The sequence below is a fragment of the Hungatella sp. L36 genome, from assembly GCF_014288035.1.
On the sequence record NZ_JACOPC010000001.1, the window covers coordinates 330,137 to 348,318 of the forward strand.

Annotated in this window: 10 protein-coding genes and 1 pseudogene; all 11 read left to right on the forward strand. The window is 48.7% G+C overall.

The annotated features are described in order from the left end of the window. The first annotated feature begins 120 nt into the window (after positions 1 to 120). The 11 genes and pseudogenes from H8S80_RS01380 to uvrA all read left to right on the forward strand — a co-directional run bounded on the left by H8S80_RS01380 (position 121) and on the right by uvrA (position 18,141). On the forward strand, positions 121 to 1,335 hold the full coding sequence (locus tag H8S80_RS01380; protein ID WP_187049034.1) for an XRE family transcriptional regulator: 1,215 nt from the start codon (positions 121 to 123) through the stop codon (positions 1,333 to 1,335). 1,367 nt (positions 1,336 to 2,702) lie between these two features. Next, positions 2,703 to 4,316 (forward strand): recombinase family protein, encoded by a 1,614-nt coding sequence (locus H8S80_RS01390; RefSeq protein ID WP_113990459.1) that lies wholly within the window; start codon positions 2,703 to 2,705, stop codon positions 4,314 to 4,316. An 88-nt stretch (positions 4,317 to 4,404) separates the two neighbouring features. Continuing rightward, complete coding sequence (locus H8S80_RS01395; protein WP_243010396.1) at positions 4,405 to 5,313, forward strand: DUF4097 domain-containing protein; 909 nt, start codon at positions 4,405 to 4,407, stop codon at positions 5,311 to 5,313. 167 nt (positions 5,314 to 5,480) lie between these two features. Continuing rightward, positions 5,481 to 6,683, forward strand: a complete 1,203-nt coding sequence (locus tag H8S80_RS01400) for an acetate/propionate family kinase (protein WP_117633429.1) — start codon at positions 5,481 to 5,483, stop codon at positions 6,681 to 6,683. Positions 6,684 to 6,700: 17 nt separating this feature from the next. After that, positions 6,701 to 7,285: a sugar O-acetyltransferase gene (locus tag H8S80_RS01405; RefSeq protein ID WP_002600678.1), complete on the forward strand. Its 585-nt coding sequence runs from the start codon at positions 6,701 to 6,703 to the stop codon at positions 7,283 to 7,285. A 152-nt stretch (positions 7,286 to 7,437) separates the two neighbouring features. After that, a complete protein-coding gene (locus H8S80_RS01410) occupies positions 7,438 to 9,168 on the forward strand; it encodes a GGDEF domain-containing protein (protein WP_117633428.1) in 1,731 nt (576 codons plus the stop codon). After that, positions 9,155 to 10,531, forward strand: coding sequence for a Wadjet anti-phage system protein JetA family protein (locus H8S80_RS01415; RefSeq protein WP_034534044.1), 1,377 nt, complete (start codon positions 9,155 to 9,157; stop codon positions 10,529 to 10,531). Before H8S80_RS01410 ends, H8S80_RS01415 begins: the two co-directional genes overlap by 14 nt. Further along, a pseudogene (locus tag H8S80_RS01420) lies at positions 10,531 to 11,178 on the forward strand (DUF4194 domain-containing protein); the annotation flags it as partial. The gene H8S80_RS01415 and the pseudogene H8S80_RS01420, both read left to right, overlap by 1 nt. Further along, positions 11,162 to 14,533, forward strand: a complete 3,372-nt coding sequence (locus tag H8S80_RS01425) for an ATP-binding protein (protein ID WP_117633427.1) — start codon at positions 11,162 to 11,164, stop codon at positions 14,531 to 14,533. The pseudogene H8S80_RS01420 and the gene H8S80_RS01425, both read left to right, overlap by 17 nt. Further along, on the forward strand, positions 14,526 to 15,104 hold the full coding sequence (locus H8S80_RS01430; RefSeq protein ID WP_002600673.1) for a glycerol-3-phosphate responsive antiterminator: 579 nt from the start codon (positions 14,526 to 14,528) through the stop codon (positions 15,102 to 15,104). The genes H8S80_RS01425 and H8S80_RS01430 overlap by 8 nt, the downstream gene beginning before the upstream one ends. 211 nt (positions 15,105 to 15,315) lie before the next feature. Beyond that, a complete protein-coding gene (gene uvrA / locus H8S80_RS01435) occupies positions 15,316 to 18,141 on the forward strand; it encodes an excinuclease ABC subunit UvrA (protein WP_002600672.1) in 2,826 nt (941 codons plus the stop codon). Positions 18,142 to 18,182 lie beyond the last annotated feature (41 nt).

Sequence of the window (18,182 nt, forward strand, 5' to 3'; positions counted from 1 at the left end):
TTCATATCTGTATGCATAAGCAGTTAGTCTTAGGATTGACTGCTTTTTCTATACAGATTTTTAATGACAGGCAATTATCAGTAAATGGTAGTTGCCTTTTTTGATTGGAGGAATTAAAGAATGAATGATAAAAACTTTTTTGAAGAATTAAGACAAAAGCGTGAAGAATACGGAGTAACGCAAACAAGGTTTGCTGTTGCCTGTGGTATCAGCCGTGAATATTACAACCGCATTGAAAAAGGAAAACAGCCATTGAATGACGAATTAAAAGAAGTCATGGAAAAACAGATTGAGCGTTTCAATCCGCAAGAGCCATTATTTCTGTTGATTGATTACTTCCGTGTCCGCTTTCCTACTACGGACGCATTAAAGATTATTCGTGATGTATTACAACTAAAATCCGATTATATGCTTTATGAAGATTATGGAAAATACGGATATGAAAGTAAATATGTTTTAGGCGACATCAATATCATGTGTTCCATGCAAGAGCATTTAGGTGTTTTGTTAGAGTTAAAAGGCAGAGGGTGTCGTCAAATGGAAAGTTATCTATTGGCACAGGAACGCTCATGGTATGACTTCATGCTTGATTGTATGACGGCAGGTGGTGTGATGAAACGTCTTGATTTAGCAATCAATGATAAAGCAGGAATATTGGATATTCCAAAGTTAAAGGAAAAATACAAGGCAGGCGAATGTATCTCCTACTTCCGTAAGCAGAAAGATTACAGCGGTACGGAAAAATGCGGTAGCGATTTGCCAAAGAATACAGGAGAAACCTTATATCTCGGTTCAACCAGTAGTGAGTTATATATGTGTGCTTATCAGAAGAATTATGAGCAGTATGTCAAGAATGGCACAGAAGTTGAAGATACAGAAATCAAGAACCGTTTTGAAATACGCATGAAGAATGAACGAGCCTATTATGCGGTTGTAGATTTACTGACCTATAGGGACGCTGAACGCACCGCTTTTTCTATCATCAATCATTATGTCCGCTTTGTAGATAGAGAAGATGATAAACCCAAAAGTCAATGGAAAACAAATGATGATTGGGCATGGTTTGTAGGGGAAAACAGAGAGCCGATACGATTAACTACAAAGCCAGAACCTTATACTTTACAAAAAGCGTTGCATTGGTTACAAAGACAGGTTGCACCAACCATAAAAATGGTACAGGCATTAGATAAAGAAAATCATACAACGATACTAAAAGATATGATTGAACAGGCAGAACTCAAAGATAAGCATAAACACTTATTACAGTTAGAAAAATCAACCATAGAAGAACGAATAGATACCGCTGTTCCACAAGAGAATGACGGTATTTTTTAATTTCTTTGAGAAATCTGCAACAAAACATCAACTTTCGTACAGATATGGTGCGAGAACAGGAAATCTAACTTGAGAGCATGAAAATTTTATTTGATGTACAGATATGAAAATTAAAAAGAAATTGAAATTATTTTGAAAAATCTGCAACAAAACAAGGTTTCTATTCCTTATATGGTGTGAAGTTGAGGAAATCTAAACTTTTTTTGAAAATAGGTCATTAAATTTTGGCTTGCTGTCCCTATATGAAGTGAAAGACGAAAAAAGTTTTGAAAAAATGTCGGAAAATCGAGTTGAGTGGACAGTATTATGCAAAAAGAAGAAAAACTATCTTCCATTTGTATTCAAACAGGCATTGACTGTTGAGTATTGATGTGAAAAGAGAAAATTATTTTATCTTCAACTTAACAATTTAAGGTTTCCGTTCCCTATATGGCGTAGAAAGAAAAAAGTTTAAGAAATGTGATACAAATAACGCTTTTCTGTCCTGATATGGAGTGAAGAAAATAGTTCATTCTATTGTTGGCAGTAACAGTATCTTTTTGGTAGTTAGGGTGTGAAAAGGAAAATATTCTTTTTTCATCATCAACTTAGCAAAATGACATTTTCTATCCCTATATGGTGCATGAAAAGAAGTTAAAATTTTTCTATTTCAACTTAGCAAATGGACGTTTGCTGTACAGATAGTAGTGAAAAAGGGAAAAAGTTTTGAATTTTAGTTACATTTCTCCTCTTTTCCTACGCGGTATATAGGAAAGATGATTTTCTTCTTTCAATCGCTCTTTGACAACTGAATAAAGCAATTCAATACCTTTGACAGACAGCGAGCCGTTGAAACAGATACGCCATGACCTTTCTCCTGCAAAAGTGAGCGACAACCTATCTGTGTTCTTGTAAAAGACTTGTCCTCATTTATCGCCATGACCTGTGCTGTCAGATAATGATACTCCCGTACAGCCACAGCTTGAGCGTTCAGAGCGTCGCACGCAATGGGTACGGCTACATTGATAATGCAGAGGTGGAAGTCCTGTGGGCTATGACAAAAGCCGTTGAACTGCTTAGAAAGATTTTACAGAAAGGGGGTATGTGTTATTGATAATGCTGTAAAAACAATTCAAAAGAAAAATGGCAAGTGTGGCATTGGCAACAGAGGAAAGACAAAGATTGTTGTAAAAGAGCATTTCTCCGAAAAGGGAAAGACAATGGAAGAACTTCTAACTGATGTCATGTTGGAAAAAGCAAAGCAGACAATCACATAAAATCAGTGCAGTTGTAAGAAATAGATTGAATGACAAAAAGTACCCGTGTTATACTTTACTTGCAAGCAGGTATTGTAAACACGGGTTAGTTATAAAGGAGGATAACTGACAATGAAACAACAGATTTACAATACTGCACTTTATCTTAGGTTAAGCCGAGATGATGAATTACAGGGCGAAAGTTCCAGCATTACCACACAAAGAAGTATGTTGCGTCTATATGCAAAAGAACATCATTTGAATGTGATTGATGAATATATTGATGACGGATGGTCGGGAACAAATTTTGAAAGACCGAGTTTTCAAAGAATGATTGAGGATATAGAGGCAGGAAAAATCAACTGTGTTGTAACAAAAGACTTATCACGACTTGGTAGAAACTATATTATGACAGGACAATATACAGAATTGTATTTTCCTAGCCATAATGTCCGTTACATAGCGATTGACGACGGTGTGGACAGCGAAAAAGGCGAAAGTGAGATTGCACCATTTAAGAACATCATCAATGAATGGGTAGCGAGAGATACGAGCCGTAAAGTGAAATCAGCCTTTAAGACGAAATTTGTAGAGGGTGCGTATTATGGGGCTTATGCTCCGTTAGGATATAAGAAACACCCCGACATCAAAGGGAAACTGTTGGTTGATGAGGAAACAAAATGGATTGTTGAAAAAATCTTTTCCCTAGCCTATCAAGGTTACGGAAGTGCAAAAATCACAAAAATACTGCGAGAAGAAAAAGTCCCAACAGCGTCTTGGTTGAATTTTACAAGGTACGGTACTTTTGCTCATATCTTTGAGGGAAAGCCCGAAAGCAAGCGTTATGAGTGGACGATTGCTCATGTAAAGGCGATATTGAAAAGTGAAGTCTATATCGGAAACAGCGTTCATAATCGACAATCAACCGTTTCTTTCAAAAGCAAGAAGAAAGTACGAAAGCCCGAAAGCGAATGGTTTCGAGTAGAAAATACCCACGAACCGATTATTGACAAGGAAGTGTTCTATCGTGTGCAGGAGCAGATAAAATCAAGGCGTAGACAGACAAAGGAAAAGGCAACGCCGATATTTGCAGGGCTTGTCAAGTGTGCGGATTGTGGCTGGTCTATGAGATTTGCGACAAACAAGGCGAATAAAACCCCATATAGTTATTATGCTTGCAGTTATTACGGGCAGTTTGGCAAAGGTAATTGTTCTATGCACTATATCCGCTATGACGTGCTGTATCAAGCCGTATTGGAACGCTTGCAGTATTGGGCTAAGGCAGTACAGCAGGACGAAGAAAAGGTATTGAACAAAATACAGAAAGTCGGCAATGCAGAGCGAATACGGGAAAAGAAGAAAAAGGCAAGTGCCTTGAAGAAAGCCGAGAACCGACAAAATGAGATTGACCGTTTATTTGCGAAAATGTATGAAGATAGAGCCTGTGAGAAGATAACGGAACGAAACTTCATCATGTTGTCGGGGAAATATCAAAAAGAGCAGATAGAACTGGAACAGCAGATAACCAACCTAAGAGAAGAATTAAGTAAAATGGAACAGGATATGATAGGTGCTGAAAAGTGGATTGAGTTAATCAAGGAGTATTCCGTACCAAAGGAACTGACAGCACCGTTATTAAATGCAATGATAGAAAAAATACTCATTCACGAAGCAACAACGAATGAGGATAACGAAAGAATACAGGAAATAGAGATATACTACCGATTTATTGGAAAAGTAGACTGATAAAGAGGGTTCATATCTTTAACTAAGGGAAACTGGAATTTCCTGCCCGGATATTATGACGCTTGTTCCATTATCACAGGTGTTGGAAGTGAGTACAGATGAACTTCTGGGCATACAGAGCGGAAACGCCAGTCATTCCAATAACACGTATGGCGATGCAAACGAAACAGGCGTTCTGCGGCAGGAGGGACCGGAGGTGAATTTCACCATGGGATCGGAAGATTCCGGAGAACGGGAACCGGAGCGGAAGAGAGAATCAGAGCGAAAGAGAGAATCAGAGTGGAAGAGAGAATCAGAGCAGACCAGAGATCCGGAGCAGACAGGATTTCAGAGCCTGTTAGCGATTCCGGCCAGAGATGACGGCATGCACAGCATCAGCGAGCTAATTGTGGGCGCCGGAGCCTGTGCAGCGGTTATCAGATCCGGCAATGATTTCGGCCTGGAGACGGAAGGGTATCAGGAGGGCGATATCATCAGCGAGGTATCGGGCGGAATCTGGACGGTTCGTGACATTGCCGACAAAAATATTCTGCGGATCGGAAGAAATACATTTTCGAAGAGAAAGATGATCATTACCATTCCCCAAGGGTATCATTTTGATAAGGTGAAGCTGAATATCGGAGCGGGAACGCTGACCGGGACGGGAATTACCGCTGGTGAGAGTACCTTGAGCGTGGGAGCGGGCCAGGTGACCATGAAGGACTTTATCAGCTACGCGTCAAAGATTACATGTGGAATGGGAGAGATTGTGGTACGGGGCGAGCTGTATGGAAAGTGCTCCGTGGACTGCGGAATGGGATCAGTCCGCTTATACATCAAAGAACCGGAGCACTACGGCTACCGTACCTCCGTGGGAATGGGCGAGGTCAGAATCGGGGACAACAGACTGAGCGGAATCGGCGGAAGTCAGACCATGAACGCCGGGGATTCCAATTTCTATAAGGTTTCATGCAGCATGGGTATGGTCAGCGTTGCTTTTACCGACTGGGACGCATAAGCGGACACGGTATAACAGGGAGAAATGACGGCACCTTCGGGCAGGCAGATAAGCTGCGGCTCCGAAGGTGCCGTTTTGTATAGCATCCCGTTTTTCGTTGCCAACAGGGAGCAAGTCAAGTATAATAAACAGTGACAGATACGGCAGAAAGGGGGCGCACAGCGGATATGACAATTTTGGTGATTAACAGCGGCAGTTCCTCGCTGAAATTTCAGGTGATAGATTCGGAGAACGAGGAGGTACTGGCGAAGGGGGTATGTGAGCGGATCGGCATAGACGGACGGTTTACCTACCGGACCCGCACCGGTATTTCCTTAAAAGAGGCGGTGCCGATGAAAAACCATACGCAGGCGGTTCATACGCTGCTGGACACGCTGGCGGACCCGGAAAAAGGCGTGATAAAGGATTTTCGGGAAATTGATGTGATTGGACACAGGCTTGTGCATGGCGGGGAAAAGTTTACGGGATCCGTGGTGATCACAGACGAGGTGACCCAGGCCATGACGGAGTGCAACGACCTTGCGCCGCTCCATAATCCGGCGAATCTGGTGGGCGTGGAGGCCTGCCGGAAACTGATGCCGGATACGCTGATGGTGGGTGTATTTGATACGGCGTTCAACCAGACGATGGAGCCGAAGGCATTTCTCTATGGGCTTCCGTACCGGTATTATGAGAGGCACAGGATCCGCCGCTACGGTTTTCATGGGATCAGTCATAAGTATGTCTCACGGAGGGCCGCGGAATTTATGGGACAGGACACGGGCCGGGTGAAGACCATCGTCTGCCACCTTGGAAACGGAGCGAGCATCTGTGCGGTGAAATACGGGCAGGTAGTGGACAATTCCATGGGATTTACACCGTTAGAGGGGCTGGTCATGGGAACGAGATGCGGAGATGTCGATCCGGGAGCGCTGGAATTTCTGGCGAAGAAGGAGAATCTGGATTTCGCGCAGGTACTGGATATTCTCAATCAGGAATCCGGCGTCCTGGGCATTTCCAAGAATTTCTCCAGTGATTTCCGGGAGCTGAAGGACGCCGAGATTAAGTATAACGACCAGGCGGCTCTGGCACGGGAGATCTTTGCCTACCGGGTGGCCAAATACGTGGGCAGCTATGCGGCTGCGATGAACGGCGTTGATAATATAGTATTTACCGCGGGCGTCGGGGAAAATGATTCCGATATCCGCATGGAGATCTGCAGTTATCTGGAATATCTGGGGATCACCATAGACGAGGTAAAAAACAGAGATGAGGCGGAGGCGTTCCGGATCTCTGATGGGATGTCACGGGTGAATGTGCTGGTGATTAAGACCAATGAGGAACTGGAGATCGCCAGAGAGGCGGCGGAAGTGGCGCGGATGTACCACTGAAGAAAAAGGAGACGGGTATGACAGAACGGGAAAAAATGCTGGCGGGGCAGCTGTATGACTGCGGTGACAGCGAGCTGCTGAACCGATGGCACGAGGCCAAGAATCTGGTCCGTGATTACAACCGGACAGATTCGGAGGACTTCGTCGAAAAGGACCGGATCTTAGAACGGATGCTGGGGGGACGCGGCGCAAATCTCTGGATAACGGCGCCATTTTATGTGGATTACGGAAATAACATCTATTTCGGCAATAACTGCGAAGTGAATATGAACTGTACCTTTCTGGATGATAATCTGATTATCATCGGTGATAACGCCCTCATTGCGCCCAATGTGCAGATCTATACGGCCTTTCATCCCACGAACGCCGGAGAGCGGTTCGGAGAGGGGAAGGAGGACGGTTCCTTTGCGTTCTGCAAGACGCAGACGGCGCCTGTCAGGATCGGCAGCAACGTGTGGATCGGCGGCGGTGCGATTATCATGCCGGGAGTGACGATCGGCGATAATGTCGTGATCGGGGCGGGCAGTGTCGTGACAAGGGATATTCCCTCGGATAAGATTGCCTATGGGAATCCGTGCAGGGTGATGAGAGATAATCTCTGACCTGTGGTTACCGCCCCAGCCCGCCGGTCTGCAGCCACATATAAAACCAGTTATGGGTTCAGTCATGGATTGAAAAAAGAATTCGATTGTCACAAGTCCGTGTTCTTGTTATAATATTCCTGTAACCTTTGAACGAAATGAGGTGTGCGGGCATGGAAAAGAAGCGAGCGGGAAGTGACAGAAGGAGCCAGTCCGCCGTCATGTATCTTGTGATGGCGTTTTCTTTCTGTATTTTTATATGGCTTCTCGGTACCGTGAAGGCTCCTGATGTCCGCTTTGACAGTGAGAAGCCGGTGGTGATTACCGGTGACTGGAGTATGGAATATCAGGGAGAAACGGCAGTGTCGCAGCTGCCGGGGCCATTTTCTCCGCAAAAGGGGATTCCGGTCCGCTATTCCATAACGCTTGGTGAATACGGGACCAGAGGCAATTCGGTCATGGTTCGTGCTGTTCACCAGTACGTGAGGATTTTCCTGGACGGGGAGATGATAGAGGAGTTCGGATACGGCCAGAAGACTCCATTTGGAGAGGCGCCCTATAACGCATGGGTGATTGCCAGACTTCCGGATGACTGCCAGGGAAAGACTCTTTCCATCGAAATTGAGAACTATTACAGCGGCCTTTCCGGCCAATTGAACCAGGTCTATATCGGCACTAAGAATGCGCTGGTATTTCAGATTATCCATGAATGCATGCCGACAATGATCTTTAACTTTGCAATTATCCTGGCGGCACTTCTGCTGCTGGCGTACAGTTTCAGCTTTAAGAAACAATATGTGACGTATCAGCTGCGCTGTCTCTGCCTTTTTTCGCTGGTAACCTGCATGTGGCTCGTGCTGGAGTCCGGGGGATACCAGATCCTGTGGGGGCGGGCGCCGCTTGTGTCTAATATGCTCTTTCTCCTTTTTTATCTGATTCCGCCGACCTGTATCCGGTTTATTCTGACCTATGATAGCTTTTCGAAGGACAAATGGCTGAATCTGCTCTACTGGCTGTCCTGTATCAACGTTGTGGTGGTATCGGTCCTCCAGATTGCCGGAATCCGCGATTTTATCGAGAGTCTGATGGGAGCCCATGTGCTTCTGATCCTGATTATGGCGGAACTCCTATTCCAGTTTATCTGGCGCATACTGCACGGGGATAAGGTGCGGGATATTCAGCTGATGGCAGCCTGCCTGTCCTTTGCCGTGTTTGCCTGCCTTGATATTGTGCGGTTTTACGTGTGCAGCTCGGAGATCAGCTCGGCCTATTTCAGCCAGATCGGAGTGGTGATATTTTTTTGCATTCTGGTCTATTATGCGGTGCGCCAGATCGTGGAGGAGCGGGAAGAGGGCGTGAAACGGGAACTTTTGGAGCGTATGGCTTACACCGACCTGCTGACCGGCCTGCCCAACCGAAACGCCTTTGAAAAGAGGATGGAGGCGCTTCGCGGAAGCGGAATTTCCGGTACTATGGTGGTGGTGGCCGATTTAAATGATTTAAAACGGATCAATGACCAGCGTGGGCATCAGAAGGGGGATGCGGCCCTGATCTTTGTGGCAGATGCCCTGAAAGCTTCCTTTCAGGATAAGGAAGAGCTCTACCGCATAGGAGGCGACGAGTTCTGTGCCCTGTCCGGCCGGATTACCGGGAAAGAGCTGGAGGATTTTGCAGCCAGCCTTCAGAAGAAGCTGGAGGAGGGGGAGACGAAGCTTGGATTTCCCGTCTCGGTGGCGGTCGGCTGGTCCAGGGAGGACGAGTGCGGAATCGATCTGGCCTTTCGCCGCGCCGATTTTACCATGTATGAGAAAAAGCAGCAGATGAAGCGGGAACGAGAACAGGATGAAACGCGTTTAGAACCGTCGGAATGTGGCTGCGGAGGCATAAAGAATGAAACAGAATAAGAAACTGATGGAAGAAATACCGGACCGGTTCTGGGGGCTGTTCCGCTCGGTGAACCGGTCCACCTACATAGAAGCACTATTGAGAATCAATGAGGAATATGAATACAGCAACTACTTTTTGAGCCGTGAGGTCTGCATCCAGGTATTGAGCGAGTATTTTGCAAAGAAGCGGTACGTGATCTGGCAGGATGAGCTGGAGGATGAACTGGATACGCTGGAACCGCCGGCCACGAGGGTGCTCAACTGGCTTTTAAAGACCGGATGGCTCAGAAAAGTGGACGATTATGCCTCTATGACGGTGTATATTGTGATTCCGGACTACGCCGCCGTCATGACAGAGGCTTTTTTGCGGCTCGACAGCGAGGATGAGGATGAGACGCAGATCTATATTCAGAATGTTTACGCCATATTGTTTTCCTTAAAGAATGATCCGAGGGCCAGCATCAGCCTGCTGAATACGGCATTTGTCAATACGAAACGGCTGAACAAGACGCTGCAGGATATGCTGCATAATATGGACAAATTCTTTGCAAGCCTGTTGGAACAGAAGTCGTATGAAGACCTGCTCCGGGATCATTTAGAGGGGTATGTGGAGGAGATTGTGAAGAAGAAATACCACATTTTAAAGACCTCCGACAATTTTTACCTCTATAAGACCGATATCAAGAGATGGATCGCGGCCATGCGGGAGGACACGGAATGGATGGAGCAGATGAGCAGACGGAGCGGAGGAAAGGTATCTGCCGCCGATATCGCAGAGAAGCTGGACCGGATCGAGAGGGGCTTCGACAGCATCGAACACCGGATATCCAACATGGACCGGGAGCATTCCAGATATATCCGCGCCACGGTGACAAGGCTTAACTACTTACTCAACCAGGATGATAATATGAAAGGGCTGGTCATACAGCTGCTGAACCATCTATCCGAGGGCGAGGAGCAGGAGGAACGGATCCGGGAGGTGGGAGAGCACATGAACCTGTCGCAGATGACCATCTTGTCCGAGAAATCCTTATACAAGAGGAGACGGCCAAAGGCCGACTTCACCGGGAATCTGGAGGCGGAGGAAGAGGCGGAGGAGCTTTCCAGGGAAGAGATCCTGAACTTAAATAAGCTGAAAAACCGCTACAGCAAAAAAGAGATCGAGAGCTTCATCGAGGAGAACATGGAAGAGGGGCGTATGGAGGTAACAGATGGTTCCGTTCGCTCTGGTGAAGACTTTGAGAAACTGATTCTGGCCTATGACTATTCCACCAGGAGAAAGAGCCTCTACCGGGTGGAAGAAGCGGATGGAGAGCCGGAGATGATAGAGAGCGGAGGATACCGTTATCCGAAGCTGACATTTATAAGGAGGAAATCTTAATGGGGTACGAGGAAGAGACGACAGTAAATTTGGGGCTCCCCTATTATGACAGCCTTTTGCCGGAAGAGCAGCAGGAGGTAACGGAAGCCGTTAAGCTTCTGCTTCGTCAGACGTTTGTGCTGGAACGGAAATACGAGAAGCGTTCCGGACGTTTTACCAATAACCGGGAGTTTCGGATCTGCAACAAGCATCTGGAATTTCTGCGGAAGTATTTTGCCGTCAGCGGCGTGTCGGTGGTGGAGAACAGCCAGATGGGAGTCATCTACATCCAGGGGGAGACCCTGGTGGGCGACAAGCTTCCGAAGCTTGCCACTCTTTATTTACTGATATTAAAGCTGATTTACGACGAGCAGATGGCCACGGTCTCCACCAGCGTCAATATCTACACGTCGCTGGGAGAAATGCATGAGAAGCTGGGAAATTACCGGCTGTTCAAAAAGCAGCCGTCGCCCACCGACATCAGAAGGGCGGTCACCCTGCTGAAAAAATACCAGGTGGTGGAGCCGCTGGACCTGCTGGAAGATTTAAATGGCGACAGCAGACTGATTATCTATCCGTGCATCAATGTGGTGCTGTTTGGCGACGATGTGCGGGTGCTGCTGGAATCATTTGGCGAAGGAGAAGAGAACGATGACGAATCAGAGATTTGAGGCCCTGTCCCGGATCTGTTTAAATAACTGGCATTATATCAACCGCAAAACGCTGTCCTTTAACCGGGAAATCAATTTTTTTACCGGGCACTCAGGGAGCGGAAAGTCCACGGTGATCGACGCCATGCAGATCGTGCTCTATGCCAACACGGATGGCCGCGGATTTTTCAATAAGGCGGCCGCGGATGACTCCGACCGGAACTTGATTGAGTATCTGCGGGGCATGGTGAACATTGGAGAGAACAACGAGTTCGCTTACCTGCGGAATCAGAATTTCTCCAGCACCATTGTTCTGGAGCTGCAGCGCACGGATACAGAAGAATGCCAGTGCGTGGGCATTGTATTCGATGTGGATACATCGACCAATGAGATATCGAGACGTTTCTTCTGGCACCGCGGGCCTCTGTGGGACAGCGGTTACCGGACGGCCAGACGGACGATGTCCATTGCGGAGGTGGAAGGCTATTTACAGAGCCATTACGGCAAAGAAGAGTACTTCGCCACTTCTCACAACGAACGGTTCCGCAGGCAGCTTTACGATGTGTATTTAGGCGGCCTGGACTCTGAGAAATTTCCGCTGCTGTTTAAGCGGGCGATCCCGTTCCGCATGAACATCCGCCTGGAAGATTTCGTGAAGGAATACATCTGCATGGAGCAGGATATCCATATCGATGACATGCAGGAGAGCGTCATGCAGTACGGGCGCATGAGAAAGAAGATTGAGGACACTTACATAGAGATCTCGATCCTGAAGGAGATGCAGGAGAAGTACGGCCTCGTCCTGGAGAAGGAAGAGAATATCCGGAAAAACGGTTACTTTACGGGCAGACTCGAGATTCTGGAACTGAAAGAAAGGGCCGGAGAACTGACGGATAAGGCGGCGCTTTCCAGAGACGATCTTCAGAAGCAGGAGAGCTTAAAGGACGGCCTCGACGAACAGATTGCAGAACTGACCGCCCAGGGAGAGGAACTGCTGAAACGGATCTCCTCCACCGGATACGAGGATTTAAAGACGCGTCTGGAATCCTTAAACGAGCTGATGGAGCATTTGAATAAAAGTGAGGTCAAATGGCGCCAGACTGCGGAACGCCTTAACGCATGGATCGACCAGGAGACCACGTCGAATCAGACGATCTGGGACATTGAGGAGTTTGAGAAAAACACCATAGACGGGGAGAAGCTGGAACGTTTAAAAAAGTCCATTGCAGAGATGCGGAAGGAGGCGGAGGATTTAAAGAGTGAGGCCGCCGCCGTCCTTAGCGATTTGAAGCGCCAGGAGCGCCAGCTGAAAGAGGAGCTGGCTCAGTTAAAGGCCGGAAGCAAGGCGTATCCCAAGTATCTGGAGCATGCCCGTTCCTATATTCAGCGAAGGCTGCTGGAGGAGACGGGAAAGGCTGTGGAGGTTCACGTCATGGCCGATCTCTTAGATATCCGCAACGAGGAATGGAGAAATGCGGTCGAAGGATATTTAGGAGGCAATAAGCTTTCCCTCGTGGTGCCGCCGGCATACGCGGAGGAGGCCTTAAGAATATACAGTGAGCTGGACAAAAATGAATACTTCCGCGTGGCCGTTCTCGATACGGAAAAGGCCGGAAAGGATACGCCGACCGTTCTGGAAGATGCGCTTTGCGAGGAAGTTGAGGTGCGGGAGGCGTATTTAAAGCCGTATCTGGAGCGGCTTCTGGGTCAGGTGGTCAAGTGCAGGAGCATCGATGAGCTGCGTGACTGCCGCATCGGCGTGACGCCGGACTGCATGGTCTACCATACGTTCCGGCTGCAGCAGATGAATCCGGAGCAGTACACGAAATCTGCCTATATCGGTAAGGACAGTGTGAGACAGAGAATCCGCCTTCTGGAGAAATCCCTGTCGGAAATGGAGAAAAAGCGTGCTCCGGAAGAGACGACGGTCAGGGAATGCGAGGCCGTATTAAGCCTGGAGCAGTTAAGCGAGGAGATCTCCGTCTATCTGGAGTGGCAGAAGGATATGGGAGATTTGAAGGAGCGGCAGAAGGAAAAGAAGAGGCTGGAGCAGAAGCTTTTAAAACTGAAAGAAGAAAATGTGGACCAGTGGGAGAAAGAGCGGAGCGCGGTTTCAGCCCTTGCCGACGGCAAGAGGAGAGAACGGGACGCAGTGAGCCGCCGGATCTACGAGATCAACACAAGGATCACCCAGATGGCCCAGGCAGTCACCGCAGTGGAGCAGGAGCTGCTGGCAAAGGACCGGGAATTCATGCAGGACGATTTGCTGGAGGCGGAGTTTGCAGAGTACATGGCTGGAAAAGAAAATCCGCGGTATGAGAAACTTAAGGATTACTTTACCGGAAGACTGAATGCTGCTGCGGAGGCCAGGGATCAGGCGTTTCAGACGCTGATGGACGCCAGGGGAGAGTACGCGAGAAAGTATCCGAACCGGAATTTCTCCATCACGTCCAGGGACAACCGGGAATATGAGAAGCTGATGGAGATTCTGGCGTGCGATCATCTGGAGGAGTACCGCCAGATCGCGGCCGAGCAGGCGCGGTCGGCAGTGGAGCATTTTAAGGACGACTTTATGTTTAAGATCAGGAGCGCTATCCGGGAGGCGCTTCAGCGAAAGGACGAGCTGAACCGCATCATCAGCCGCCTCGATTTCGGCAAGGACAAATACCAGTTTGTTATCGGCAAAAATAAAGGGGCAGACGGCCGCTTTTACGATATGTTCATGGACGATTCCCTGGAGGTCAATCCCAACGAGCTCAGTGAAGCTGTGGACAACCAGATGAATTTGTTCACGATGGAGCATGAGAGTCAGTACGGGGAACTGATTGAGGAACTGATTAACGTCTTTATCCCGCCGGATAACGCGACACCGGAGCAGATAGAGGAGGCCAAACGCAATATGGACAAGTATGCCGATTACCGGACATACTTATCCTTCGATATGCAGCAGCTGATCCAGAATGAGGATGAGGTAATCCGGATCCGCCTGAGCAAGATGATCAAGAAAAATTCCGGCGGCGAGGGGCAGAACCCGCTCTATGTGGCACTTCTGGCCAGTTTTGCGCAGGCGTACCGCATCAGCATGCCGGAGAGCGTCCGGAGAAATCCGACGATCCGGCTGGTGGTGCTGGACGAGGCGTTTTCCAAGATGGATGCGGAGAAGGTGGCCAGCTGTATTGAACTGATCCGCGGCCTCGGCTTCCAGGCGATCATAAGCGCTACCAATGATAAGATTCAGAATTACGTGGAGAATGTGGATAAGACATTCGTATTCGCTAATCCGAATAAGAAGTCAATATCGATTCAGGAATTTGAGCGGGAAAGCTTTCCGCAGCTGATGAAGGAACTGGATGAGGGGGAAGAAGATGATTGATGATAAAAAGAGGAAGTTCAGAGTGATACTGGAGGACTGTCCGGTAATCGCCGCGGTAAAGGATGAGACGGGGCTGAAAGAATGCTTATACTCTGAGAGCCAGATTATATTTCTGCTGTTTGGCGATATCTGCAGTGTAGGCCGGTATGTGGAGATCGCAAAAAGCGCCGGGAAAATGGTGTTTGTGCACATGGATCTGATCAACGGACTGGGAAATAAAGAGGTGGCCGTCGATTTTATCCGGGAGCATACCGGAGTGGACGGGATCATTTCCACGAAACCCCAGCTGGTCAAGCGGGCAAAGGAGCTGGGGCTGTTCGGAATCCTGAGGATCTTCGTGATAGATTCCATGGCTTTTGGAAATATCGAAAAACAGTGCGCCTCCCTGGTGCCCGACGCGGTGGAGATTCTGCCGGGGCTGATGCCGAAGATTATCAAGAAGCTGTGCAGTACCGTGAACGTGCCCATCATCGCAGGCGGCCTGATCTCCGATAAGGAGGATGTGATGAATGCGCTGACTGCGGGGGCGGTTGCGATATCGGTAACGAATCAGAGGGTGTGGTTTATGTGAGCGGAATCCCTTTATTTTCCTGCTGAAAACAGGGGCCTGTCCTTCCCGAAAATGGGAAAACAGAAAATCATGGAAAACACGAACAAATGTTTGCAAAAATGAAAAAGCTGTGATATTATGAGATGGCAGACCATTAGAATGAGTGCTGGAAACAGCACAGATCATATAGTATTGATTATTTATTTCATACTTTCAGACAGGAGTCATATGTATGGCAAAGCAGTATATTAAAATCAGAGGTGCCAATGAGCACAATCTTAAAAACATCTCTCTGGATATTCCAAGAAACGAACTGGTGGTATTAACGGGTCTCAGTGGTTCCGGCAAATCTTCCCTGGCGTTTGACACGATTTACGCGGAAGGGCAGAGGCGTTATATGGAGTCGCTGTCTTCCTATGCCCGCCAGTTCCTGGGTCAGATGGAGAAGCCGGATGTGGAGAGTATCGAGGGGCTGTCCCCCGCCATTTCCATCGATCAGAAGTCCACGAACCGTAACCCGCGTTCTACGGTGGGAACGGTGACAGAGATTTATGATTACATGAGACTTCTCTATGCGAGAATCGGTATTCCCCATTGCCCGAAGTGCGGACGGGAGATTAAGAAGCAGACGGTGGACCAGATGGTGGACCACATTATGGGACTGCCGGAGAAGACGAAGATTCAGCTTCTCGCCCCTGTGGTAAGGGGCCGGAAGGGCGAACATGCGAAGGTTCTGGATCATGCCAGGAGAAGCGGTTACGTCAGAATCCGTATCGACGGCAGCATGTACGAGCTGTCAGAGGAAATCAAGCTGGAGAAGAACATCAAGCACAACATTGATATCGTGGTGGACCGTCTCGTGGTGAAGGAAGGGATTGAGAAGCGTCTTGCCGATTCCATTGAGACCGTGATGGAGCTTTCCGACGGGCTGATGACCGTGGATGTGATTGACGGCGAGCCGATTACCTTCAGTCAGAGCTTTTCCTGCCCGGACTGCGGAATCAGCATTGACGAGGTGGAGCCGAGAAGCTTTTCCTTCAATAATCCCTTCGGGGCCTGTCCGGACTGTTTCGGTCTGGGATATAAGATGGAATTTGATGAAGACCTGATGATTCCGGACAAGAGCCTGAGCATCAACCAGGGCGCGATCACCGTGCTGGGCTGGCAGTCCTGTACCGATAAGGGAAGCTTTACCCGCGCCATTTTAGAGGCGCTGAGCAGGGAATACAAGTTTGACCTGGATACCCCGTTTGAGGAGTATCCGAAGGAGATCCATGACGTCCTGATTAATGGGACGAATGGAAAGGAGATCAAGGTGCACTACAAGGGCCAGCGTGGAGAAGGCGTATACGATGTTGCCTTTGAAGGCCTGGTTCAGAACGTGGCCCGCAGATACCGCGAGACGTATTCCGAGGCATCCAAGGCGGAGTATGAAACCTTCATGCGGATTACCCCGTGTCCGACGTGCCGCGGCATGAGACTGAAAAAAGAGTCTCTGGCGGTTACGGTGGGAGATAAGAATATCTATGAAGCGACCAATATGTCGATCGTCAAGTTCCGGGAGTTCCTGGACCAGCTGGTGCTGACACCGATGCAGCATTCCATCGGCGACCTGATTTTAAAGGAGATCCGGGCCAGAGTGACGTTCCTGATCGACGTCGGCCTCGATTATCTGACCCTTACCCGCGCCACCGGCAGCTTATCGGGAGGCGAAGCACAGCGTATCCGTCTGGCGACCCAGATCGGCTCCGGCCTGGTGGGTGTGGCTTATATTCTGGATGAGCCGAGTATCGGCCTTCATCAGAGAGACAACGACAAGCTGTTAAAAACGCTGCTTCATTTGAAGGATCTGGGAAACAGTGTGCTGGTGGTCGAGCATGATGAGGATACCATGCGCGCGGCGGACTGCATCATCGATATCGGTCCGGGCGCAGGCGAGCACGGCGGCAATGTGGTAGCCGTCGGAACGGCAAACCAGATCATGAAGTGCAAGGATTCCATCACAGGCGCGTACTTGAGCGGCAGAATCAAGATTCCGGTTCCAGAGGAGCGCAGAAAGCCGACCGGCTACCTGACCGTCCGCGGAGCGAAGGAGAATAACTTAAAGAATATCGATGTCACATTCCCTCTGGGCGTGATGACGTGTGTGACCGGTGTCTCCGGATCAGGAAAGAGTTCTCTGGTGAACGAGATCCTGTATAAATCGCTGGCGAAGAAGTTAAACCGGGCAAGAACCATTCCGGGCAAGCACAAGTGTATTGAAGGTGTGGAACAGCTGGACAAGATCATCGCCATCGACCAGTCCCCGATCGGAAGAACCCCGCGTTCGAATCCGGCCACATATACTGGCGTATTCGATCTGATCCGCGATCTGTTTGCATCGACATCGGATGCGAAGGCAAAGGGCTATTCCAAAGGCCGTTTCAGCTTTAACGTGAAGGGCGGCCGGTGTGAGGCGTGCAGCGGCGACGGTATCATTAAGATTGAGATGCATTTCCTGCCGGACGTTTACGTTCCCTGTGAAGTCTGCGGAGGAAAGCGGTACAATCGTGAGACGCTGGATGTGAAGTATAAAGGCAAGAGTATTTATGATGTGCTGAATATGACGGTGGAAGAGGCGCTGAAGTTCTTTGAGAACGTTCCTTCCATCTCGAGAAAGATAGCGACCCTGTACGATGTGGGACTTTCCTATATCAGGCTGGGACAGCCTTCCACGGAGCTCTCCGGCGGTGAAGCACAGCGTATCAAGCTGGCGACGGAGTTAAGCAAGCGTGGGACAGGCAAGACCATCTATCTGCTGGACGAGCCGACGACGGGACTCCATTTCGCCGACGTCCATAAGCTGATCGAGATTCTGCGGAAGCTGTCGGAAGGCGGCAACACCGTGGTTGTTATTGAGCATAATTTAGATGTCATAAAGACTGCGGATTACATCATTGATATCGGTCCGGAAGGGGGAGACAAGGGCGGTACAGTGATTGCCCAGGGAACCCCGGAGGAAGTAGCTGCAAATCCGGTGTCATACACGGGGCAGTATGTAAAGAAGTATCTGGAATAAAGAATGAATGCCGGAATTCCTTGTAAAATCAGGGGCTCCGG

Coding starts and splice junctions, on each gene's coding strand:
- H8S80_RS01380 (WP_187049034.1), top strand. CDS start 121: ATGAATGATAAAAACTTTTTTGAAGAATTAAGACAAAAGCGTGAAGAA.
- H8S80_RS01390 (WP_113990459.1), top strand. CDS start 2,703: ATGAAACAACAGATTTACAATACTGCACTTTATCTTAGGTTAAGCCGA.
- H8S80_RS01400 (WP_117633429.1), top strand. CDS start 5,481: ATGACAATTTTGGTGATTAACAGCGGCAGTTCCTCGCTGAAATTTCAG.
- H8S80_RS01405 (WP_002600678.1), top strand. CDS start 6,701: ATGACAGAACGGGAAAAAATGCTGGCGGGGCAGCTGTATGACTGCGGT.
- H8S80_RS01410 (WP_117633428.1), top strand. CDS start 7,438: ATGGAAAAGAAGCGAGCGGGAAGTGACAGAAGGAGCCAGTCCGCCGTC.
- H8S80_RS01415 (WP_034534044.1), top strand. CDS start 9,155: ATGAAACAGAATAAGAAACTGATGGAAGAAATACCGGACCGGTTCTGG.
- H8S80_RS01425 (WP_117633427.1), top strand. CDS start 11,162: ATGACGAATCAGAGATTTGAGGCCCTGTCCCGGATCTGTTTAAATAAC.
- H8S80_RS01430 (WP_002600673.1), top strand. CDS start 14,526: ATGATTGATGATAAAAAGAGGAAGTTCAGAGTGATACTGGAGGACTGT.
- uvrA (WP_002600672.1), top strand. CDS start 15,316: ATGGCAAAGCAGTATATTAAAATCAGAGGTGCCAATGAGCACAATCTT.